At 65.1% G+C, this 21,455-nt stretch carries 20 protein-coding genes; 11 read left to right on the plus strand and 9 right to left on the minus strand.

Annotation, left to right across the window (positions count from 1 at the left end; translation table 11 throughout):
- Positions 1–3: 3 nt before the first annotated feature.
- Positions 4–912, minus strand: a complete 909-nt coding sequence (locus GTK09_RS01850) for an NAD(P)-dependent oxidoreductase (RefSeq protein ID WP_163460763.1) — start codon at positions 910–912, stop codon at positions 4–6.
- A 218-nt stretch (positions 913–1,130) separates the two neighbouring features.
- On the opposite strand from GTK09_RS01850, the gene GTK09_RS01855 reads away from it, so the two are divergent.
- From GTK09_RS01855 to GTK09_RS01895, 9 genes are all read left to right on the plus strand, one after another.
- Positions 1,131–2,162, plus strand: a complete 1,032-nt coding sequence (locus GTK09_RS01855; RefSeq protein ID WP_163460764.1) for a TAXI family TRAP transporter solute-binding subunit — start codon at positions 1,131–1,133, stop codon at positions 2,160–2,162.
- An 81-nt stretch (positions 2,163–2,243) separates the two neighbouring features.
- The gene (locus tag GTK09_RS01860; RefSeq protein ID WP_163460765.1) at positions 2,244–4,205 is read left to right on the plus strand and encodes a TRAP transporter permease; all 1,962 of its coding nucleotides are present in this window, start codon (positions 2,244–2,246) and stop codon (positions 4,203–4,205) included.
- 21 nt (positions 4,206–4,226) lie between these two features.
- Positions 4,227–5,144, plus strand: coding sequence for an NAD(P)-dependent oxidoreductase (locus tag GTK09_RS01865; protein ID WP_163460766.1), 918 nt, complete (start codon positions 4,227–4,229; stop codon positions 5,142–5,144).
- A gap of 2 nt (positions 5,145–5,146) precedes the next feature.
- Positions 5,147–6,028, plus strand: a complete 882-nt coding sequence (locus GTK09_RS01870) for an isocitrate lyase/PEP mutase family protein (RefSeq protein ID WP_163460767.1) — start codon at positions 5,147–5,149, stop codon at positions 6,026–6,028.
- 60 nt (positions 6,029–6,088) lie between these two features.
- Complete coding sequence (gene pcaC, locus GTK09_RS01875) at positions 6,089–6,499, plus strand: 4-carboxymuconolactone decarboxylase (RefSeq protein ID WP_163460768.1); 411 nt, start codon at positions 6,089–6,091, stop codon at positions 6,497–6,499.
- Positions 6,500–6,504: 5 nt separating this feature from the next.
- Positions 6,505–7,866 (plus strand): MmgE/PrpD family protein, encoded by a 1,362-nt coding sequence (locus GTK09_RS01880; RefSeq protein ID WP_163460769.1) that lies wholly within the window; start codon positions 6,505–6,507, stop codon positions 7,864–7,866.
- Positions 7,867–7,925: 59 nt separating this feature from the next.
- Positions 7,926–8,942 (plus strand): ABC transporter substrate-binding protein, encoded by a 1,017-nt coding sequence (locus GTK09_RS01885; protein WP_163460770.1) that lies wholly within the window; start codon positions 7,926–7,928, stop codon positions 8,940–8,942.
- 51 nt (positions 8,943–8,993) lie between these two features.
- Positions 8,994–9,788, plus strand: a complete 795-nt coding sequence (locus GTK09_RS01890) for an ABC transporter ATP-binding protein (RefSeq protein ID WP_163460771.1) — start codon at positions 8,994–8,996, stop codon at positions 9,786–9,788.
- Entirely contained in the window at positions 9,781–10,677 is an 897-nt protein-coding gene (locus GTK09_RS01895; RefSeq protein WP_163460772.1) for an ABC transporter permease, read from the plus strand. Before GTK09_RS01890 ends, GTK09_RS01895 begins: the two co-directional genes overlap by 8 nt.
- Positions 10,678–10,997: 320 nt before the next feature.
- On the opposite strand, the gene GTK09_RS01900 is transcribed toward GTK09_RS01895, so the two are convergent.
- Complete coding sequence (locus GTK09_RS01900) at positions 10,998–11,165, minus strand: hypothetical protein (protein WP_163460773.1); 168 nt, start codon at positions 11,163–11,165, stop codon at positions 10,998–11,000.
- Between the two features lie 220 nt (positions 11,166–11,385).
- Between GTK09_RS01900 and GTK09_RS01905 the strand changes: the two genes are divergently transcribed.
- Entirely contained in the window at positions 11,386–12,297 is a 912-nt protein-coding gene (locus tag GTK09_RS01905; RefSeq protein WP_163460774.1) for an NAD(P)-dependent oxidoreductase, read from the plus strand.
- A gap of 75 nt (positions 12,298–12,372) precedes the next feature.
- A complete protein-coding gene (locus GTK09_RS01910) occupies positions 12,373–13,632 on the plus strand; it encodes an alpha-hydroxy acid oxidase (RefSeq protein WP_163460775.1) in 1,260 nt (419 codons plus the stop codon).
- A 150-nt stretch (positions 13,633–13,782) separates the two neighbouring features.
- Here GTK09_RS01910 and GTK09_RS01915 read toward each other — a convergent pair whose 3' ends face one another.
- The 7 genes from GTK09_RS01915 to GTK09_RS01945 all read right to left on the minus strand — a co-directional run bounded on the left by GTK09_RS01915 (position 13,783) and on the right by GTK09_RS01945 (position 21,398).
- The gene (locus GTK09_RS01915; RefSeq protein WP_163460776.1) at positions 13,783–15,522 is read right to left on the minus strand and encodes an IlvD/Edd family dehydratase; all 1,740 of its coding nucleotides are present in this window, start codon (positions 15,520–15,522) and stop codon (positions 13,783–13,785) included.
- A 75-nt stretch (positions 15,523–15,597) separates the two neighbouring features.
- Positions 15,598–16,581, minus strand: a complete 984-nt coding sequence (locus GTK09_RS01920; protein WP_163460777.1) for an asparaginase — start codon at positions 16,579–16,581, stop codon at positions 15,598–15,600.
- Between the two features lies 1 nt (position 16,582).
- Positions 16,583–17,773: an ABC transporter substrate-binding protein gene (locus tag GTK09_RS01925; RefSeq protein ID WP_246217634.1), complete on the minus strand. Its 1,191-nt coding sequence runs from the start codon at positions 17,771–17,773 to the stop codon at positions 16,583–16,585.
- A gap of 47 nt (positions 17,774–17,820) precedes the next feature.
- Positions 17,821–18,960 (minus strand): CobW family GTP-binding protein, encoded by a 1,140-nt coding sequence (locus GTK09_RS01930; RefSeq protein WP_312869554.1) that lies wholly within the window; start codon positions 18,958–18,960, stop codon positions 17,821–17,823.
- A complete protein-coding gene (locus tag GTK09_RS01935; protein ID WP_163460778.1) occupies positions 18,957–19,283 on the minus strand; it encodes a hypothetical protein in 327 nt (108 codons plus the stop codon). Before GTK09_RS01935 ends, GTK09_RS01930 begins: the two co-directional genes overlap by 4 nt.
- A 111-nt stretch (positions 19,284–19,394) precedes the next feature.
- A complete protein-coding gene (locus tag GTK09_RS01940; RefSeq protein ID WP_163460779.1) occupies positions 19,395–20,273 on the minus strand; it encodes a polysaccharide deacetylase family protein in 879 nt (292 codons plus the stop codon).
- A 33-nt stretch (positions 20,274–20,306) separates the two neighbouring features.
- Positions 20,307–21,398 (minus strand): ABC transporter ATP-binding protein, encoded by a 1,092-nt coding sequence (locus GTK09_RS01945; protein ID WP_163460971.1) that lies wholly within the window; start codon positions 21,396–21,398, stop codon positions 20,307–20,309.
- Positions 21,399–21,455 lie beyond the last annotated feature (57 nt).

The raw sequence follows: 21,455 nt of genomic DNA on the forward strand, positions 1-21,455 counted from the left end.
GGGTCAGGCCTTGGCCGCGGCGCCGCGCACCTCGACGCCGGCCCATTCCTCGACCACCTTCACGACGCTCGTCATGTCGACGTCGCCTCCGAGATGGTCGCGGGTCAGCGTCAGGAGTTGCCGCACGGCGGTGCCGACGATCATCGGAACGCCGAGCCGCTCCGCCTCTTCAAGGCATAGCCGCGCATCCTTGGCCGACAGTTTGATCGACATTCCGAAATCAAAGGTGCGGGGGAGGACGTGCTTGGGGAATTTGGACGTCGAGGCGCTGTTGCGGCCGCTGCCGGCGTTGATGGCCTCCAGCATGCGGTCGGGATCAAGGCCTGCCTTGGTGCCCAGCACCAGCGCTTCGGAGGTGATGGTCAGGGCCGCCGTGGACATCAGGTTGTTGATCACCTTGAGGATCTGGCCCTGGCCCGGAGTGTCGCCGACGCGAAAGCAGGTCCCGAGGATTTCGAGGTAAGGCTGGACCGCATCCAGCTTGTCGGCCGGGCCGGCGGCCATCAGTGCGAGGGTTCCTGCCGCGGCGCCCTCCGCCCCGCCGCTGATCGGACAGTCGACGAGCGACTTGCCCGACGCCTTCAGTGCCGCGTCGATTCGGAACTCGACCTGCGAGCCGGTGGTCGAGAGGTCGACGACGATCGCGTTGCCCGCGCCCGCCGCCACGCCGTTCTCCGCCGTCACGACAGCCTCCACGACATCGGGCGTTGGAAGCGACAGGAAGACGATCGAGCAGCTTGCCGCGACTTCCGCAGGCGTGGAGGCTGCCCGCGCGCCGAGGGAGGTCAGCCGCTCGACGGCCTCGGGATTGTTGTCTGCGACGACCAGCTGGTGCCCGGCCGCGATCAGGCGCCGCGCCATCGCGCCGCCCATCGTGCCCAATCCGATAAAGCCCAAACTGCCGCTCTGCATCGTGTCTCACCTTCTCCCGGGACTGCCGTCGAGCCTCGTTCTCTCCCCGGCTCGATGGCGCGAGTGGGACCACGTTCGTTCGTCGAAGTCAATCCGGTTATACAGTAGGATTGTATGACGAGAATATTGACAGGGGATATGAGCGGGGTTACCACCGATGTCGTGCGAAGGGCCGTGGAGGAGACCTGTCCGGCGCACAGGGAACGGAGGAGGATCTGATGATGAAGCTTTCACGTCGAAGGCTGCTGGCCACTGTCGGTTCGGCAGCCGCCATGGCCGCCGTTGGCGGCCGGGCATTCGCGCAGGACAAGCTTGGCAGTGCCGAGTGGAACTACGACGTCGTCATCGGCGGCGGTTCGGCGACCGGGAATTCCCGCATTCTCGCCTCGGCGATCGGCAAGATCATCACCGAGAACGTCGAGGGCGTGCGTGCCAGCGGTGCGGTGGTGCCGGGCTACGATGCCGAAAGCGCCATGCACGTCCATGACGGCACCATGATCGGCGGCGTCGGCACGCCACTCATCATCGAAAACGCTACCAAGGGCGTCGCGCCGTTCCCTTCAGAGGGCATCGATCTGCGCCTGTGGTTCTACCACAACGAGCTTCCGCTCAACATTCTCGGGCGCACCGACACCGGCTTCACCAGGATCTCGGAGCTGAAGGGCGCGACGGTCGCTCTCGCGCCGAAAGGTACGTCGAACTACCTGTTCACGCAGATCGTCTTCGAGGCCAATGGCGTCTCGCTCGACGACGTGACGGTGCGCTACATGGACACCTCGAAGGCGATCGATCAGCTGCAGAACGGCAATATCGACGCCTTGTCGTATGTGCGCGACTTTTCCGGTGCGGTGCTCGAGCTGACCGGTTCGCGCGACGTCACGCTGCTTCAGCCGAGCGAAGAGTCCATTCCGAAGATCAAGGAGCGGATCGAGTGGGCAGGCCCCGTGGATTGGCCGTTCAAGGAGCAGTATCCCGACCTCAAGGTGCCCGATCCCGGCCAGACCTTCGTCTCCCCGGAATTCATGTTCCTCAAGGCCGATCTTCCCGAAGATCTCGTCTACGCCATGACGCGCGCCGTGTGGGAGAATGTCAGCGAGATCCAGCGCAGCACCAACGTCTACGCGAAGGTCAACCTCCAGGAAGCCCTGAAACGGGTTCCCATTCCCCCGCATGCCGGCGCTCTGCGCTACTACAAGGAGCAGAACGTTCCGGGCTGGGAAAAGTACCAGGACCTTCTCTCCGACGGCTAGTCCCCATCGATTGCGAGAATGTCCTGCGCCGGGCGGTCGTTTCGCCGCCCGGTGGGAAACCCAGCGCAGCGGGAAGGCGACATGACCCCTATGAAACAGCCGGCCGGCCCCGACCAAGGTGCCGCGGCAGTAACGGATGCCGTTACCGACTACAATGCCCTGACCACGGGGCACGGCGGGCTCTGGCGGCTCGTCACGGCGGCCCTTTCGCTCGCCCTCTTGATCTATCCGTTATGGGCCGGGCTTTTCGGCGGACCGCCGACGCTCGTCTTCCTTCCCACCTACCTCGTCATCATCATGGCGCTGACGGCCTTCGTCCTGCCGGCGCGGCTGTTCGGGGACGGCAAGGCGGTGAACTGGGCGCTGAACGCGCTGATCGTCGCCGGCTGCGCGGCCGCCGTCTGGGTTGCTGTGGTGTGGCTCGACTTCGCCCTCGTCTTCACCCTCACGCCGGGCCAGAAGACGCTGTGCATCCTGTTGTTCCTCGCGGTCATGGAGATGACCCGGCGAACCTCGACGAGGCCGCTCAACTACGTCGCCATCTTGGCGATCCTCTACGCGCTGTTCGGCTACAAGCTGCCGAACCTCTTCGGCCATGCCGGCCTGTCGGTGGATCGGCTGTTGTGGAGCCAGATCTTCACCACCGACGGATTGTTCGGCACGCCGCTGGCGATCGGCGCCACCTATATCGGCCTGTTCGTCTTCTTCGCGGCCTTTCTTGAGGCTTCCGGCGGCGCCCAGAAGTTCATGAACTTCACCATGGCGATCGCCGGCCGCTTCCAAGGCGGTCCGGCCAAGATCGCCATCCTGGCCAGCGCGCTGATGGGCATGATGTCGGGCTCGTCCGTCACCAACATCGTCACCACCGGCGTCGTGACGATCCCGATGATGAAACGCGTCGGCTACAAGCGCGAAGTGGCTGCGGGCATCGAGGCCACCGCGTCGCTCGGCAGTCAGATCACCCCGCCGATCCTCGGCGCCACGGCCTTTCTGATGAGCGAGATCACCGGCTACCCGCTGATCCAGATCATGGCGCTGACCATCATTCCGTGCCTTCTGTTCTACTTCTGCATCTTCATGCAGGTGCACCTGACCTCGATCCGCCTCAACATCGCCGCGCTCGACAAGTCCGAAATCCCGCCGCTCGGCCGCTCGTCCCTGGAAGTCATTCCCTTCCTGATCCCGATCGTCATCCTGGTGGTGCTCCTGTGGCAGCGCTATTCGGCGGACTACGCCGTTTCGGTGTCGATCCTGTCCTTCCTCGTCGTCTGCCTCGTCAATCCCGAGACCCGCGGCAACTTCATCCACAATTTCATGCGGGGCGTGCGCCAGGGTGCGGCGACATGCATCCCGCTGGTGGGCTCGCTCGCCATGGCCGGCGTCATCATCGGCGTCCTGACGATGACCGGGCTGGGCGACCGCCTGTCCTACCTGATCGAGATCGTCTCGGGCGGTAATCTCGACATCATGATCGTGATGACCGCAGTGGTCTGCATGCTGCTCGGCATGGGCATGGTCACCGTGGGCGCCTACGTGCTGGTCGCCGTGACGGTTGCGCCCCTGATGGTCGATCAGGGCATCGAACTCATCGTCGCCCATCTCTTCATCTTCTACTTCGCGGTGATGAGCGCCATCAGCCCGCCGGTCATGGTCGGCGTGTTCGCGGCTGCGTCCATTGCCGACTCCGATGTCGGCAAGACCGCCTGGCACGCTCTGCGCTTCTCGGTGGTCGGCTTCGTGGTGCCGTTCATCTTCATCTACGACCCATCCATCCTCATGCTCGACGGCATCACCTTCAAGGGGGTCTACCTCCTGGCCTCCACCGCGGCCGGCATCGTCGCCCTGGCGATCGCCTTCGAACGCTTCTCCTTCTATCGCCGGATCCCCATTCCGATGGCGGCGGCGTTCCTCGTCGTCGCGGTGGTGATCATGCTGCCCTCGACGATGATGAGCACCATCGGCTTCGTCGGTCTGGCCCTGCTTCTGGGGTGGGAATGGATGAACCACCGCAACCACCGAACGGCAGCGCAGACAAGCGCCTGACATGTCCAGGGAGTGAGCTTCATGACGAACCAAACCGTAGGCCTGGTCGGCATCGGAATGATGGGGTGGCACATGGCGGCCAACCTGGTGAAGGCCGGCCGTGACGTGGTGATATACGACGCGGACCAGGCGCGCGTGCAAAGCTTCACCGCCGAGATCGGCGGTCAGGCGGCCGGCGATCTCGCCAGCCTTGCCGGCAAGGCCGCCACCGTCATCACCATGCTGCCCAACAGCAAGATCGTCACCGACGTCGTGCTCGGGGAGAACGGCCTTGCCGCCGGCATGGGCGAGGGCTCGACGCTGATCGAAATGAGCTCGGGCGTACCGGCGGACACCATAGCGCTCGGCGCGCAGCTTGCCGAACAGGGCATCGCAATCATCGACGCACCGGTTTCGGGCGGGGTGCCGCGGGCCAAGACCGGCGAACTCACCATCATGGCGGGCGGCGACGAGGCGGTCGTGGAAGCTTGCCGCCCGGTTCTGGAAATCATGGGCTCGAGCGTCGTCCATGTCGGCATCCTCGGCGCCGGCCAGGCGATGAAGGCGCTCAACAATCTGGTTTCGGCCGGCGGCTTCCTGATCGGCATCGAAGCGCTGCTGGTCGGCCAGAAGTTCGGGCTCGATCCCGACCGGATGGTCGACATCCTCAACAGCTCCTCCGGCATGAACAACTCCACCCAGCGCAAGTTCAAGCAATACGTCTTGTCGCGGCAGTTCTCCAACGGCGGCTTCGGCATCGGCCTGATGGCCAAGGACGTCGGCATCGCTCTCGACGTGGCAAAGTCGGTCGGCGTCCCCGTGCCCTTCTCGGCCCATTGCGCGCAGGTGTGGGCGGCGGCTTCCATCATGCTGGGTGCCGGCGAAGACCACACCGCGATAACCCGCATTTGCGAGCAGTTCGCCGGAATGACGCTCGGCAGCGCCGAAAAGGAGGCTTGAGGATGGCGAGCGAAGTCAGCCCGGGCGCCCGCTTCCGCCAGCTCTTCCGGCAGGGCCCCTTCACCTGCATGGGCGCGCATGACCCGATGACCGCGAAGATCGCCGAGGCCGAGGGCGCGAAGGCGCTTTATGTCAGCGGCTTCGCCCTGTCCGGCGTGATCGCCGGTGCCCCGGATTTCGGCGTGTTGACTCAGACCGAGATGCTGGAGGCCATTCGCCGCATCTGTCGCGCCACGTCGCTGCCGGTCTTCGCCGATGCCGATACCGGCTACGGCGGGCCACTGGAGGCGCGCCGGACCATCGAGCTCTGGGAGGAGGCCGGCGTTGCGGCGCTGCATCTGGAAGACCAGCTCGCCCCGAAGAAATGCGGCCATTTCGCCGGCAAGAACGTCATCCCGACCACTGAAATGGTGGAAAAGCTGCGGGCCATGGTCGATGCGCGCCGCGACCCCGACTTCTTCATCGTCGCGCGGACCGATGCCATCGCGGTGGAGGGGATCGACGCGGCGATCGAACGCCTTGCCGCTTATGCAGACACCGGCGTCGACGGGCTTTATGCCGACGCGCCCGAAAGCCGCGAAGACATGAAGAAGCTCTCCGAGGCGTTGGGCCACCTCGGCCTGCCGATTCTCTTCAACATGGCACGCTCGGGCAAGAGCCCGGTGCTGACCATGCAGGAGGCTGCAGACCTCGGCTTTGCCTACAGCCTCTGCCCGATCGAATCGATGCTCACGGCCCACAAGGCGGTGACACAGATGATGCGCACCTTCCTGGCGCAGCCGACGACCGAGGCCATCGCCGACGGCCTGACGCCCTTCGACGACTTCAATCGCTTCATCGGCCTTCACGAGATGGCCGAACTCAACCGCCGCTACGGAGCCTGATGGCGCAGCGGACTTCCTGCCGTCCCGGCCCTCGCGCCGGAAAGAAGAGAAAGACTGATCATGAACACACCTGCCGATTTCGACACCGAGCTCTTCAACAAGGGGCTGGCCATCCGCCGCGAGGTCTTGGGAAACGCCCATGTCGACCGGTCGCTGGCCGCCGTCGATGAATTCACCGCTCCGATCCAGAAGCTGGTAACCGAGTGGTGCTGGGGCGAAATCTGGGGCCGTCCCGGCCTGCCGCGCAAGACGCGCAGCCTGATGAACCTGTCGATGCTCGCCGCGCTGAACCGGCCCCATGAGGTGAAGCTTCACGTGCGCGGCGCGCTCAACAACGGTGTCACCCGTGAAGAGATCCAGGAAGTGCTGATGCAGGTCGCGATCTACTGCGGCGTTCCGGCCGCGCTCGACTCGATGCGGGTCTGCGTCGAGACCTTCCGCGAGATCGACGCCGCGGCGGCAGGGGAATAGCGGATATGCCAGTTCCGTCGAAGAAAGGCTCGGACGAGGGGGTCTCCGCCGGCCTGGCGAAAGCCATCGTCGAGGCCCGTCCGGAGGCGATGCCCGAGGATGTCCGGCACGAGGCCGGCCGCGCGCTCGTCAACATCGTCGGCTGTGCGCTGGGCGGCGCCGACCATCCCGCCATGGACGTCGCCATTCGCGCATTGTCGCCCTATGCGGGAAAGCCGGATGCCGTGGTCCTGGGGCGCCGGGAACGCTTCGATCCGCTGTTCAGCTCGTTTCTCAACGGCATCAGCTCGCACGTTCACGACTACGACGACACCACGCCGTCGAACTACATCCATCCGACCTCGCCCGTCGCCTCGGCGATGTTCGCCTACGCCTCGGTCAATCCGGTCAGCGGGCTGGACTTCCTGCACGCCTTCGTCCTCGGCTTCGAGGTCGTGACGCGGATCGGCAACGCCACCTATCCGGCCCATTACCGCGCCGGTTGGCACAGCACGGGGTCGATCGGCGTGTTCGGGGCGGCCGCCGCGATCGCGCGCCTGCGCGGCCTCGATGCGCAACGGATGGCGTGGGCCCTCGGCCTGGCGGCCACCCAGTCGGCGGGACTGCGCGACAATTTCGGCTCGATGGCGAAATCCTTCCATCCAGGGGCCGCGGCGCAGTCGGGCTATCGTGCGGCGCTCCTGGCGGAAGCCGGCTTCACCACGGGCCCGACGCCGCTCGAAGGGCCGCGTGGCTTTGCCGCCGTCGAAGCCGGGGAATACGATCTCTCCGATCTCCTCACCGGTTTCGGCACGCAGTTTCTCCTGTCGACCAATACCTACAAGCCGTTCCCATGCGGGATCGTCATCCATCCGACCATCGACGCCTGCAGCCAGCTGAAGGCCGAGAAGGGGATCGACCCCGCCAACGTGAAGTCGGTGCGGCTGCGCGTGGCGCCCCTGGTCCGCGATCTCTGCGACCAGCGGCCGGCGACGGGTCTGGAAGCCAAGTTCTCGATCTATCACGCGGCCGCCATCGGGCTGGTGCGGGGCAGGGGCGGTCTCGCCGAATTCACCGATGAGGCGGTGCGCGATCCCGCGCTGGCGGCGATGCGTGACAAGGTGGAGGCGGTGGCCGATCCGAAGGTCGGCGAGGATGCCGTCATCGTCGAGGTGACGTTGCAGTCCGGAGAGGTCCTGCAGCACGAGCTTCTGCAGTCGCTGGGCAATCTCGCCCGACCGCTTTCGGACGCTCAACTGGAGGAAAAGTTCCGCGACCAGGCCAAGGTCGTCGATGCGGAGCGCGCTGACCGCCTGATTTCGATGTGCTGGCAGATCGAAGAATTGGCCGATGCCGGCGAAATCGCGCGGATGTCTTGTCCCGGTTGAACGCCGGGAATCATGCCCTGCCGGGATGAACCGGCAGGCATCTTTGGGAGGAATGACCGATGAAGAAATCAGGGATGATGGCGGCAGTCGCCATGGCGACGGCGATCCTGCTCGCGCCGCAAACGGCTTCCGCGGAGGTTTCCGAACTCAAGGTGCCGCTCGGCGCCGGCGGCTTCGGCTTTCTGCCGCTGCACGTGATGAAGACGAACAAGCTCGTCGAAAAGCATGCCAAGGAAGAAGGCATCGAGCTGACGGTCGACTGGTCCAACATCGGCGGGCCGGCCGCGATGAACGAAGCGCTTCTGTCCGGCGCGGCGAGTTTCATCTCCGCCGGTCCCCCGTCCTTCCTGACCCTCTGGGACAAGACGCGGACCAATCTGCAGGTGAAGGGCGTCGCGGCGATGAGCACGATGCCGATGTTCCTCAACACCAACGACCCCGAGATCAAGTCGCTCGACGACATCAAGGGCGACATGAAAATCGGCGTCACCAGCGTCAAGGTGTCGATCCCCTCGATCATCATGCAGATGTATGCGCGGGAGAAATACGGCGACGACCAGACCTTCCGCTTCGATCCCTTCACGGTGTCGATGGCCCATCCCGACTCCGTCATTGCGCTGGTCACGGGCAATGGTTCGATCGTCGCGCACTATGCCTCCCAGCCCTTCGCCCAGCGTGAGTTGAAGGAAGAGGGGATCCACACGATCCAGAACTCCGACGACGTGACGGGTGGCCCGACCACCTTCACCATGATCTCCACCACGACCAAGTTCCACGACGAGAACCCCAAGGCCTACGCGGCCTTCGTCGGCGCCCTGAAAGAGGCCCAGGAGATGATCGCCAACGATCGCGAGGCGGCGCTCGACGTGCTGATCCAGTCGATGGGCGGCAAGGCGGTGCTGGACCGCGACGAGATGATGTCCATCCTGACCAGCGACGACACGAAGTACACGACGGTTCCGAGCAACGTGATGAAGTATGCGACCTTCATGCACGACATCGGTTCGCTCAAGAACGCGCCCGAAACGCTCGGCGACCTGTTCTTTGAATCCGACGACGTCGCCGGCGGCAATTGATACCGGGTATCACCGCCGCACGATCGGTGCGGCGGTGACTGGGGAGGAGGAATGATGGTTGAGTTGTCCGGCGGGCCGCTGCTCGAAGTCGACGGCGTCACGCTGCAATACCGTACCAAGCGCAATCTGGTGACCGCCTGCTACCGCATCGACTTCGAAATCCATCGGTCCGACCGGTTCGTCATCCTCGGACCGTCGGGCTGCGGAAAGTCGACGCTGCTGAAGGCGACTGGCGGCTACATCGCGCCCGTCGAGGGCGAGATCCGTCTGAATGGCGCCGTGGTACGCCGTCCCGGGCCGGACCGGATGCTGGTCTTCCAGGAATTCGACCAGCTGCTGCCCTGGAAGACGGTGCGCCAGAACGTCGTCTTCGCCCTGACGGCCAGCGGCCAGCTGAAGGGCCGTGAGGCCGACGAGCGGGCGATGCACTACATCGATAAGGTGAACCTTTCAAAATTCGCCGACAGCTATCCCCATACGCTGTCCGGCGGCATGAAACAGCGCGTCGCGATCGCCCGCGGCATGGCGATGGAGCCGGAAATCCTCCTGATGGATGAGCCCTTCGCGGCGCTCGATGCCCTGACGCGGGTGCGCATGCAGGACGAACTTCTGGCGCTGTGGGAGGAGACCCGCTTCACCCTGATGTTCGTCACCCATTCGATTTCCGAGGCGGTGAAGGTCGGCTCGCGTATCCTTCTCCTTAGCGCCCATCCGGGACAGGTGAGGGCGGAAATGAACAGCGACGGCTCCGATCCGGAGGGCCCGGATGGAATGCGCCTTTCCGCGCGCATCGAACGAATGCTCTTCCATGAAGGCACGCCCGAGCGGGAGACGGAAAATGTCTGAGGCAGTGAAACACGCAATGCCGGTGCAGCGCGCGACCACGGCTCGCCCCGAATTTGTCCGCGAGGTGACGGACACCGGCTACGGCGTCGTCGAGAAGCCGCTCGGTGTCTTCGAGACGCTCTGGGGCAATGCCGGCCTGCGAAAGGTCGGGGTCCTGGTCTTTCTGGCATGCCTTTGGCAGGCCTATGGCCTATGGGTGAACAACGACCTGCTCATGCCGACCTTCACCCAGACGGTGGCGGCGCTGTGGACGGATGTGGCTTCCGGCCGGCTACCCGCTGCCGCCGCGGCTTCCATGAAGGTGCTGCTCCAGGGCTATGTCGCCGGTCTCGCGCTCGCCGCCATCCTCACCGCGCTGGCGACGGCCAGTCGCATCGGCTCCGATCTGCTCGATGTCCTGACGGCAATGTTCAATCCGCTTCCCTCGATCGCGCTGCTGCCTTTGGCGATGATCTGGTTCGGCCTGGGCGATCCCAGCATCATCTTCGTCTTGATCCATGCGGTGCTCTGGTCGGTCGCCCTGAACACCCATGCCGGGTTTCGTGGCGTCAGCCCGACCTGGCGGATGGTGGGGCGCAACTACGGCATCGGTCAGATCGGCTACATCTGGTCGATCCTGATTCCGGGCGCGTTTCCCTCGATCCTCACTGGCCTCAAGATCGGCTGGGCCTTCGCCTGGCGCACGCTGATCGCGGCGGAACTGGTCTTCGGTTCGAGCTCCGGTGGTGGCGGCCTCGGCTGGTACGTCTTCGAAAACAAGAATTCGCTCGAAATCCCATCGGTTTTCGCTGGTCTATTGACGGTGATCCTACTCGGGCTCGTCGTGGAGAACCTGGTCTTTCGGACGGTTGAGCGTCTGACCGTGCAGCGCTGGGGGATGCAGCAATGATCTCTGTCGCGCTGTCGTTCATCCCCTTCTCGCGCTCGTGCGTCCGCTCAATCTTGACGCGTCAAAGCCTTGGCAGAGGAACCGGTAGTGCGATCGATCTTCGGAGTGTCTAGCTCCCCCCCGGAGGTCACTCCTAAAGGCTTCAAACACGTCGGCGCGGGTTGTCGTTCGTCGTAGCTTGGCGTTGCGTCTGGGAAGCCGGCCATTCCTCTTCCGAATCCTGGCGGCGTCAGGACAGTCGCACGCTCGTCCATCGGCAAGAGCGTCGGGCCCTCATATCCGCGGCATCGTGCTGCCCGCACGAAATCCGCGACGGCTGCCTATTGCGGGCGCTGGCCGCGACAGGCAGCGAGCGTGAAGCCGCGGACCGCGTTCTCGGTGACCGGTGCCGGATTAAGCCCGTTGACCGTCTCCACCGAGATCCGAACGATCTCGGCCACTTGGTCTTCGATGATCCCTGCGACCGCGGCCATGCCGGTCAGTGTCATGGCGCTGCCGCGAGGCCCCGCGAACTGCCAAGAACGAACAATCGATGAAAATCCTTAGCTCGATCCTGACAAAGCTGTAGCAGCGCGCGTCGTTGTCAGCATCGTCAACAATCGTGAGGTTGGCATATAAAGAAGTTGGCGCTGCGGCCGAGCCTTCGTCCGACATTCGCCAATTCCACGACGCGGTCCGGTGGGCTGCCCGCATGACAGAGAACACCGAATGAACCGCCGCCCCATCGTCCACGTCCTCGGAAACATCCACCCGAGCGCGATCGCGTTGCTGCAACGCGAGGCGGATCTGTTGACGGAGGCCGATCCGTTTCCGTCCGCCTGCGACGGGATCGTCGTCCGCACCCGGAAGATCACCGGCGCCGAGATCGCTGCCTGTCCCAATCTCAAGGTGATCGGCAAGCATGGCGTCGGCGTCGATGCCATCGACGTCGCGGCCGCCACCGCGGCCGGCATCGCGGTCGAATCGACGCCGGGCGCGAACGCCGAATCCGTGGCGGATCTGGCGGTCGGCTTCGCCCTGGCGCTGATCCGCAACGTCGTGCCGATCACGCTCGCCCTCCGTGATGGCCGCGCCGTCGAGCCGCATCTGAAGATCGGATGGGATCTTGGCGAATTGCCCGCCGGGATCGTCGGATACGGGGCCGTCGGCCGGGCGGTGGGGCGACGCCTCGTCGGCGGCTTCGGCACGCCGACGATCGCCTATTCGCCGGGTCGAACCGGATCGAGGCCGGATGCGGGCATCGACTTCGCGCCGAGCCTGGCCGCGCTTCTTGGCCAGAGCCGGATCGTCTTCCTGCACATGCCGCTGACGTCTGCGACCCGCGGCATCATCGACGCGGCGGCGCTCGCTTCGCTGCCAAGGGGCAGTTACCTCGTCAATTGCGCCCGCGGCGGCATCGTCGACGAGGCCGCCCTGGCGGAGGCGCTGTCGTCGGGCCATTTGGCCGGCGCAGCCTCGGACGTCTTCGCCGTCGAGCCCCCTACGGCGGACAATCCGCTGTTTCGTGAACCCCATTTCCTCGCCATGCCGCATCTCGGCGCCTCGACCAATGGCGGCCTCGAACGGGTCGGCACCGAGATCGCGCAAAAGGTGCTGGCCGTCATCGCGGCGAGGTCATGAGTGGCAGGCTTCGCGGCGGTCTGGACCGCCGACCCGCCGCACGGAGCCGGGATCGGATCAGGGAGACGGACGCTCATGCCGAACGAGACTGCTCAAGACGCAACTCCCGCCGTCCGCTACGAACCTGCCGTGACCGCGCGCGCCAGGAGCCATGCGCCTTTCCGGCTTCGCCGAGCCTTCGCATTGGAGGATTTCGAGGCCGCGGCCCGTCGCCATCTGCCCGCGCCGGTCTTCGGCTACATCGCGGGCGCCGCCGAGACGGGACGGAGCTTTGCCGCCAATCGGCTGGATTTCGGCGCTATCGGACTCGTTCCGAGATCGCTGCGGGGGCATGTCCATCGCAGCCAGGAGACCGTGCTTTTCGGCAAGACCTATGCAAGGCCTTTCGGCATCGCGCCGATGGGTTTCAGCGCACTTGCCGCCTATGACGGCGACGTCGTGCTCGCCAAGGCCGCGCACACTCGCGGGACGCTGGCGATCATGAGTGCGACGTCGCTGACGGCGCTGGAGCGGGTGGCCGAGGAAACCGGGAGCCGCTGGTTTCAGGCGTATTTTCCGGGCGACATGGCGCGGGTGGAAGCGATGACCGACCGTATTGCCCGGGCCGGCTTCGAGACGCTGGTCGTCACCGTCGACGTCCCGGTCAACGGCAATCGCGAGACCGATCTGCGCAACGGCTTCGCGACGCCGCTGAAGCCGACGCCGCGGCTCGCCTGGCAGGGGATGACGCGGCCGGCCTGGCTGTTCGGGACGGCCTACAAGACCTTGCGCAGGCTCGGCATGCCGCATTTCGAGAATCTCGACGTCGATCGCGGCCCGCCGATCCTGGCGCGCAATCTCATTCGCTCCTTCTCGGGGCGCGAGCAGCTGCGCTGGGAGCACGTGCAGGCGGCGCGGGACCGATGGAAGGGCAATTTCGTCCTCAAGGGCGTCCTGTCGCCGCGCGACGTCGCGATGGCGCGCGACATGGGCTGCGACGGGATCATCGTCTCCAACCATGGCGGCCGCCAGCTCGACGGGGCGATCTCGCCGATCGCGGCGCTTCCGGGGATCTTGCAGGAGGCGGGCGAGATGACCGTGATGCTCGACAGCGGCGTCAGACGCGGGACCGACGTCCTCAAGGCGCTCGCTCTCGGTGCGCAGTTCGTCTTCGTCGGTCGGCCCATGCTCTATGGCGCGGCGCTCGCGGGGGCGGCGGGCGTCCACTATGCCATCGACCTTCTGTCGGCGGAGATCGATCGCGACATGGCGCTTCTCGGCATCGGCGAACTCTCCGAGATGACCCGCGACTTCCTGGTTCTGCCCGAAGCGTTGGAACACCGGTCCGCGCCCTGAAGTCGGCGGGATCGGCGAGCAGGAAACAATGCCTCTTCATGCCCGACGGGTGGGAGTACGCTGGACCCCGCGGCGTGGCACAAACGCGGCGGCCGGCCCTAGCGCGAGCCGGCAATCTGCGCGGTGAGCGGCAGGCCGGCGCCCGCTCCGTCAGACGTCCGTTTCACCGCCGGCCGGCACCGTGCCCGTCACCGGCGGAACCAGGAAGTCGAAGTCGCAACCCCTGTCCGCCTGGAGCACGTGGTCGAGGAAAAGCTTCAGATAACCGCGGTCCGAGCCTTCGTGGTGCCGAACGAGGGTCTCGCTCCGCCGGCGCTCCAGCTCGACCGGCGGGACGTCGAGAGTGAGTGTGCGGCCGTCGACGTCGAGCTCGATCATGTCGCCGTCGCGGACCAGTGCAAGCGGGCCGCCGGCGGCGGCTTCCGGCGTGACATGCAGGACGATCGTGCCCGATGCCGTGCCGCTCATCCTTGCGTCGGAGATCCGCACCATATCCTTGACGCCCTGGCGCGCGAGCTTGCGCGGGATCGGCATGTAGCCGGCCTCCGGCATCCCCGGTGCGCCCTTCGGCCCGGCATTCTGCAACACCAGGACGTCGTCGGCTTGGACGTCGAGATTCGGATCGTCGACCCGTGCCGCCATGTCCTCGACCGACGAGAAGACGACGGCGCGGCCGCGATGCCGCAGCAGTTCCGGCGTCGCCGCCGACTGCTTCACGATCGCGCCGTCCGGCGCAAGATTGCCACGCAGGACAGCCATCCCGCCCTGCGGATAGACGGGATCTGCCACCGTCGCGACGATCTCCTGTGGGAAGCCGGCGGGGGCCCGGTCGATTTCCTCGCCGAGGGTGCGCCCCGTCACCGTCAGGCAACCGAGATGGAGATGATCGCGCAGTTCGCGCAGGATCGTCGGCAGGCCGCCGGCGTCGTGGAGGTCCTCCATGTAGTTTCGGCCGGAGGGCTTCAGGTCGACCAGCACCGGCACCTTGCGCCCGATCCGGTCGAAGGCGTCGAGATCGAGCTTCAAACCGACCCGTCCAGCCATGGCGGCGAGATGGACGATGCCGTTGGTCGATCCGCCGATGGCCAACAGGACGGTCAGCGCATTCTCGAAGGCCTTCGCCGTCATGATCTGAGACGGCACACGCCGGGCAGCGGCCATCTCTGCGGCCAGCGCCCCCGTCGCCTCCGCGATGCGGCGGCGGTCGGCCGAGACGGCGGGCGCCGTGGCGCCGCCGGGCAGCATCATGCCCAGCGCCTCGACAACCAACGCCATCGTCGAGGCCGTGCCCATCACGCCGCAGGTGCCGGCGCCCGGCACCAGCCGCTCGTTCACCTCCGCGATTTCGCCTTCATCGACTTCGCCGGCGCGGTAGCGCGCCCAGAAACGCCGGCAATCGGTGCAGGCGCCGACCCGCTCGCCGCGATGCGAGCCCGTCAACATCGGCCCTGTCACCAGATGGATCGCCGGGAGCCCGGCGCTCGCGGCGCCCATCGACTGGGCCGGCACCGTCTTGTCGCAGCCGCCGATCAGGACGACGGCGTCCATGGGTTGGGCGCGGATCATCTCCTCGGTGTCGATCGACATCAGGTTGCGCAGATACATCGACGTCGGATGGGCGAAGGATTCGTGGATCGAGATGGTCGGAAAGGGAACCGGCAGCGCGCCCGCCAAAAGGACGCCGCGTTTCGCCGCCTCGATCAGATCCGGCACGTTGGCGTGGCAGGCGTTGAAGCCGCTGCCGGTATCGACGATGCCAATGATCGGCCGGTCGAGGGCATCGTCGGAATACCCCATGCCCTTGATGAAGGCCTTTCGCAGGAACAGCGAAAAGCCCTCGTCGCCATAGCTGGTCAGCCCCTTGTTCAAGCCCTGTTTCGTGTCGCTCATGCCGCCGCCTCGTCCGCTGCCCCTGGGTTTGAACAGATACGCGGACCCCGCGAATTTCGACAGGCCTCCTTTGCCTCATGATGCAAGAGTGGCCCACCGTTTCGCGATGGCACTGCGGTCATGGCCCTCGGCGAGGAGCACCGAGAGCAGCAGGCGTGCCTTCACGCCGCTCAGGGAGCCGGCGAGAACGGCGCCAGCCTCCACGAGGTCGTGACCGCCGCCTCCGCCGCCATAGACCGCGCGGGTCAGCCCCTCTGCACAGCGCGAACACACGATCACCGGAATGCCCCTCCGCGTCAGGCGTGAGATTGCCTCGACAAAAGCTGGAGGCGCGTTGCCCCGACCGAAGGCTTCCAGCACGATGCCGCGCGATCCCTGGTCCGCTGCCGCGTCCAGTATCCAGGGCGAGCAGCCCATGGTGAGCTTGAAAAGCTCCACCCGGCTCTCGATCCGACCGATGCGGTGGGGCTCTTCGAGCGCCGGAAGCCGGGCGATGCGAATGTCGATTCCGTCGATGTCCCCGATCTTCCCGAAACCGGGGGAGCGGAAGGTGTCGACGCGTGACGTGTGCATCTTCGTGACGTCGCGCGCGGCATGAATCTCCTGCTCGAAGACGATCATGGCCCCGAGACCCCGCGCTTTCGGCGAGGCCGCGACCATGATCGCATCGCCGAGATTGCGCGGTCCGTCGGAGTCGATATCGCCTGCATGGCGCTGGGCGCCGGTAAAGACGATCGGCTTTTCGCTCTGGCGGAGGAGGTGGGCGAGGTAGCAGCTTTCCTCCATGGTGTCGGTTCCATGGGTCACCACCACACCATCGCGATCGACGTTCTCGAGGGCCGCGTTGATACGCGTCGAGAGGGAAAAGGCGAGCGGCAGATCGATACCGAAGCTGCCGACCGTCGAGAACTCCACGACCTCGACCTCGATGCCGTCGAGCGGGGTACGAAGCTTGTCCTTCAGGGCCGCCCCGGAGACCGACGCCGAAACGCTGCTGCCGTCCGCCGTGCGGGTCGACGCGATCGTGCCGCCGGTCGCGAACAGGATAATCTTCGCCATGTCAGCCCATTCTTCGACGTTGCGGGAGCGAATGCGATCGCGAGATGAAGTGGTTCCAGCGGCGCACGAGATAGTTGTGTTCGTCCATGGTGCTGTTCCACAGAGCGATGTGGGACGCCCGTTTCCAATACTGTCCGCCGGAGCGGATCGCGCCCTCGCGGATCGCCGGCCTCCCGCTCGGATCGGGCAGCGGACGGGCCGCCGGCTGCCCGTTGTACCAGTAGTTCCATTCATCCTCGTCGAGGAATTCGCGCACCCGGCCGTCGACCGACATGTAGTAGCCCTGCCGCGCGAGGATCGAACCCGGCCAGCCGGAAATGAACCAGTTGAGATAGGCATAGGCACGATCGAGGCGGTGTCCGCGCAGATGGTGAGCCAGGCAGAGGCCGCCGTGCCAGGCCCGATAGCCTTCCGCCGGGACGGCCTGACGAATGGTCCGCTGCCGGCTTTTCAAAGCCACGACGGACGGGGACCACATGGAGCTGATCCACGTCTCGCCGCTTTCCATCAGCGCGGTCGCCTCTTCGGTCGTGCGCCAGAAGGTCGCAAGATGGCCGCTGTCTCGCAGCTCGGTGGCGAAATCGATCAGCGCGTCGATTTCCTCGACGCTCATATTGCCGATATCGTCGAATTCGATCCTGCCGGCGGAGCGCGCCGCGAGAGCGATGTCGAAGACGCCGATGGCCGGCTCGTCGACGATCGCGACACGGCCGAACCATCGCGGGTTCAAAAGCTCCGACCAGGAATGGACATCGGCATCCACGTCGATGCCGGAGGCGGTCTCGTTGATGCCGAAGGAGTCGAAATTGTGGGCCGTGGGAAGCATGGAGATCTTTCCCGTCGGCATCGAGGACAAGGATTGATCGTCCTGGACGTAGAGCCGGGACACGGGCGCGTCGCCGACGGCGACGGCCGCCGTGAGATCGATCCTCCCATGCTTGGTCAGGCCGTTGATCTCGGACCACAGGTCGATCCGCTCGATGTCGATCGCCTGAACCGCGCGCCAGTGCCAGACGATATCGAGATTATGGAAGCACTGGTCGTAGATATCGTAGGAATCCGGCTCGGTCGCGGCGATGCGCTGGGTCGTCTGGAAATCCCGCTGGATGAATGACAGCTCGAAGCCCAGTTCCGCCTGCGCCCGGGCCTGCAACTGCCGATAAGGCGTGATCTCGGTGCAAAGGATGCGCAAGGGGTCATCCTCGGCCCGGGATCCCGGCACTTGCGAAGCAGTGTGCATCAAGTGCTTGCCCATGCTTCGGCCTTAAAAGGCCTGACGGCGCCAACCGCCGGATCGTCGGCCATGACACGCGCGGCCAGCCGACTGAATACCTCGAACGACCTGCGAATGCGCTGCGGATCGATGCCCTCGGCGATGAAGACGATACGGGAGTGGCGCCGCTCGTCCGGCCAGCGTTTCATGTGGACCGGCGGGTGGACGAGGCGCTGGACGGCGTGAATCGCCACGGGATTGGCCTCGCCGGCGACGTTCAGGATGCCCTTCACCCGAAAGATGCGGTCGCCGTGTCGGTTGAGAAGCATGGTCAGCCAGATCCCGAACCCGGTCCAGTCCACATCGTCCTCGAAGACCATGGAAAACGACCGCACGGCATGGGCCTCGTCTTCGTCATGGTGATGATGGTGATGGTGGCCGTGATGAGAGGCGTCATGAGAAGTTGCCGCCTCGTCGCGCGTCGGCGGGACCTCGGCCGTCCAGTCGTGGGCATCCACGCTCAGGGCCGACCGTGTGGTCAGCCGGCTTAGCAGCGTCGCGTCCGTGGCGGTGATGATCGCGGCGGTGGGGTTCAGTTCGCCGAGCCGCATGTTGACCGCCATCGTGGTTCGTTCGTCGCACAGATCGGTCTTCGTCACGGCGATGATATCGGCCGCGGCAATCTGTCGAACGGCTTCCAGCCGGTGCGCGACGGCGCTCAGGCCATTCACCGCGTCGACCGTCGTGATCACCTTGCCGACGCAAAACTGGCTTTTCAGGACCGGATGGGCGCGAAGAGTCGACAGGGCAGGGTAGGGGTCCGCAAGGCCCGTGCTCTCGATGACGACACGGTCGAAGAACGGAATTTCGCCCCGCGCTCGCTGCGCGTGGAGAGACTGCAGGGCATCAGCGAGTTCGCCGCGCACGGTGCAGCAGACGCAGCCCGATTTCAGAAGGACGACATTGTCGTCGATCCGCTCCAGGAGGTGGTGGTCGAGGCCGACCTCGCCGAATTCGTTGATCAGGACGGCGGCGTTCGCCATGGACGCGTCCGTCAGAAGGCGTTGCAGCAGCGTCGTCTTACCCGAGCCCAGAAAGCCGGTCAGGAGATTGACGGGGGTCGGGCCCTGGCGGGCCTCGGCGGAATCGATGGCGTCGCCGTTCACGAGGCGCGCTCCAGGGCGGTCAGAAAGTCCTCGTCCAGCGGGTCGAAACCGGCCGAACTCATCCGGTCGGCTTCCGGCCACAGATGGGCGAGGGCCTCGAAGACCTGCGAACGGCCCGTCGCATTGGTCAGGACATAGGAGGTACCCGTTGGAGCGCTCAGCTTGAGACGGCGAACGGCGAGGATCGCATTGGCGATCTTCCTGCGCCTCGCCGCCTCCCGGCGTCGCGAGACCCGATCGGTGTTGCGGGTATAGACGTCGGGGCGGGCAATGGCGCTGGACCAGTGGTCGTCGCATCCCAGGATGCCGCAGAGTGAACACATGGGCCGGCTCGCTTCAAATCGAAAGGCCGGAGACCAGCTCCGACGATCAATGACTGGAAGAAGCGTGCCGTTTCCGGCTCGCTTCGTTGTTATCGTTCCGCGACGAGAAGCCTATTTCCGCGGGAAGCGCTTGGCAAAATCGTCGGCCATCTCGTCCATCGTGACGAACTTGACGCCCTCGTGGGATTTGATGTGCTTGATCAGGCGTTCCAGCATCAGAAGCACCTGCGGCCGCCCGGACACATCCGGATGGATTGTAATCGGGAACACCGCGTAGTCCATCTCGCGATGGACCCAGTCGAACTGGTCTCGCCACATCTCCTCGATTTGCCGCGGATTGACGAAGCCGTGCGAGTTCGGCATCCCCTTGATGAACATCATCGGCGGCAGATCGTCGAGATACCAGTTTGCCGGAATCTCGATGAGATCGGTTTCCTCGCCGCGCACGAGCGGCTTCATCCAATCCTCGGCCTTCTTCTCGTAGTCGATCTTCGTCCATGTATCGCCGACGCGCACATAATAGGGCGTGAAGTCGTTGTGCATCAGGGAGTGGTCGTACTTGATCCCGTTCTTCAGCAGGATCTCGTTGGTGATGTTGGAGAACTCCCACCACGGGGCGACGTAGCCGGTGGGCGCCTTGCCGGCGAGCTTGGTGATCAGCTCGAGGGACTTGTGCAGGACCGCCTCTTCCTGCTCCTCGCTCATCGCGATCGGGTTTTCGTGGCTGTAGCCATGAATGCCGACTTCATGGCCGCCATCGACGACGGCCCTCATCTGATCGGGAAAGGTCTCGACCGAATGGCCGGGGATGAACCAGCTCGTGCGAATGTCCTCGCGTTCGAACAGCTTGAGAAGGCGAGGGGTGCCGACCTCGCCGGCGAAAAGACCGCGCGAAATGTCGTCCGGCGAGTCCTCGCCGCCGTAAGATCCGAGCCAGCCTGCGACGGCATCGACGTCGATGCCGAAGCCCACGAGAATTTCCTTGGCCATTGAAGGTCCTCCATTGATGTCATGCGATTGGAATTAGGAATGGGTCGGGAGTAGTGAAACGCGCTCGGGCGGGCAGTCGAGGTCGACGTGATCGCCGGCCGCCAGCGCCATCACATGCCGATCACGGCTGGCGGTCTCAACGTCGATGGCCTGACCGTTCGAAAGCGAGACCTTGAAGCGGCAGATGCTGCCGATCCTGTGTTTCGTGTCGATCGTTCCGTGGAGACGGTTGGGCACGCTTTGATCGCCGGTCCTCGCCCCGATACGAATGGCTTCGGCCGGAACCGCGGCAATGATGGCGCTGGTCCCGCGTAGATCCGAGGACGCATGCCCCGTGATCCGGCCGTGAGCGGTCAGAATCGAATGTCCGGCCGCGTCCTGCCTGAGATCGCGGCCCTCGAAGATGGCGTTGGCGCCGATGAAGCGGGCGACGAATTCGGTCATGGGTGAGCCGTAGATTTCCTCGGGCCTGCCGATCTGCTCGACCTGACCGTTGTTCATCACGATCACCCGGTCCGACAGCCCCAGTGCCTCGTCCTGGGCGTGGGTGACGAAGACGAAGGTTATGCCCAGCTCGCGCTGCAAGAGCTTCAGTTCGTTCTGAATGACCCGCCGCAGATTGGCGTCGAGGGCGCCGAGCGGCTCGTCGAGGAGCAGGATCTGCGGTTCGACGACGAGACCTCTCGCCAGGGCGATGCGCTGGCGCTGGCCACCGGACAGGCGGTCGGCCTTTCGATCGGCAAATTGCGACAGGTCGAACATGTCGAGGATACGGTCGACCTTCGCATCGCGCTCCTTGCGCGCGACGCCCTTGACGTCGAGACCGAAGCCGATGTTGTCGCGCACGTTCAAATGCGGAAACAACGCGTAGTTCTGGAAGATCATCGAGGTCGGGCGCTTCTCGGCCGGGATTGCCGAGACGTTCTTTCCCTTGATGATGATGTCGCCATGGGTGATCGCCTCGAAGCCCGCCACCATGCGCAAAGTCGTGGATTTTCCGCAGCCGGATGGACCGACGAAGGCGACGAACTCGCCTGGGGAGACCTGCAGGTCGAACTCGCTGACGGCGACGGTTCCGTCCGGATAGGTCTTGCCGACCCGGATCAGTTCGAGATCGTGCATCAGATTTCCATTTCTATCTGCTCGCAGGCCTTACGCGGGGTCGCGATCGGTCCGACCGCA

Source organism: Jiella pacifica (assembly GCF_010500815.1).
In the GTDB taxonomy this organism is placed as follows: Bacteria; Pseudomonadota; Alphaproteobacteria; order Rhizobiales; family Rhizobiaceae; genus Jiella; species Jiella pacifica.

Excerpts from the sequence above, each read along its gene's own strand:
- GTK09_RS01920 (WP_163460777.1), bottom strand. The coding sequence starts at position 16,581 with ATGGCGAAGATTATCCTGTTCGCGACCGGCGGCACGATCGCGTCGACC.
- GTK09_RS01870 (WP_163460767.1), top strand. The coding sequence starts at position 5,147 with ATGGCGAGCGAAGTCAGCCCGGGCGCCCGCTTCCGCCAGCTCTTCCGG.
- GTK09_RS01915 (WP_163460776.1), bottom strand. The coding sequence starts at position 15,522 with ATGAGCGACACGAAACAGGGCTTGAACAAGGGGCTGACCAGCTATGGC.
- GTK09_RS01890 (WP_163460771.1), top strand. The coding sequence starts at position 8,994 with ATGATGGTTGAGTTGTCCGGCGGGCCGCTGCTCGAAGTCGACGGCGTC.
- GTK09_RS01885 (WP_163460770.1), top strand. The coding sequence starts at position 7,926 with ATGAAGAAATCAGGGATGATGGCGGCAGTCGCCATGGCGACGGCGATC.
- GTK09_RS01880 (WP_163460769.1), top strand. The coding sequence starts at position 6,505 with ATGCCAGTTCCGTCGAAGAAAGGCTCGGACGAGGGGGTCTCCGCCGGC.
- GTK09_RS01860 (WP_163460765.1), top strand. The coding sequence starts at position 2,244 with ATGACCCCTATGAAACAGCCGGCCGGCCCCGACCAAGGTGCCGCGGCA.
- GTK09_RS01865 (WP_163460766.1), top strand. The coding sequence starts at position 4,227 with ATGACGAACCAAACCGTAGGCCTGGTCGGCATCGGAATGATGGGGTGG.
- GTK09_RS01900 (WP_163460773.1), bottom strand. The coding sequence starts at position 11,165 with ATGACACTGACCGGCATGGCCGCGGTCGCAGGGATCATCGAAGACCAA.
- GTK09_RS01905 (WP_163460774.1), top strand. The coding sequence starts at position 11,386 with ATGAACCGCCGCCCCATCGTCCACGTCCTCGGAAACATCCACCCGAGC.
- GTK09_RS01850 (WP_163460763.1), bottom strand. The coding sequence starts at position 912 with ATGCAGAGCGGCAGTTTGGGCTTTATCGGATTGGGCACGATGGGCGGC.
- GTK09_RS01910 (WP_163460775.1), top strand. The coding sequence starts at position 12,373 with ATGCCGAACGAGACTGCTCAAGACGCAACTCCCGCCGTCCGCTACGAA.
- GTK09_RS01940 (WP_163460779.1), bottom strand. The coding sequence starts at position 20,273 with ATGGCCAAGGAAATTCTCGTGGGCTTCGGCATCGACGTCGATGCCGTC.
- GTK09_RS01935 (WP_163460778.1), bottom strand. The coding sequence starts at position 19,283 with ATGTGTTCACTCTGCGGCATCCTGGGATGCGACGACCACTGGTCCAGC.
- GTK09_RS01895 (WP_163460772.1), top strand. The coding sequence starts at position 9,781 with ATGTCTGAGGCAGTGAAACACGCAATGCCGGTGCAGCGCGCGACCACG.
- GTK09_RS01855 (WP_163460764.1), top strand. The coding sequence starts at position 1,131 with ATGATGAAGCTTTCACGTCGAAGGCTGCTGGCCACTGTCGGTTCGGCA.
- pcaC (WP_163460768.1), top strand. The coding sequence starts at position 6,089 with ATGAACACACCTGCCGATTTCGACACCGAGCTCTTCAACAAGGGGCTG.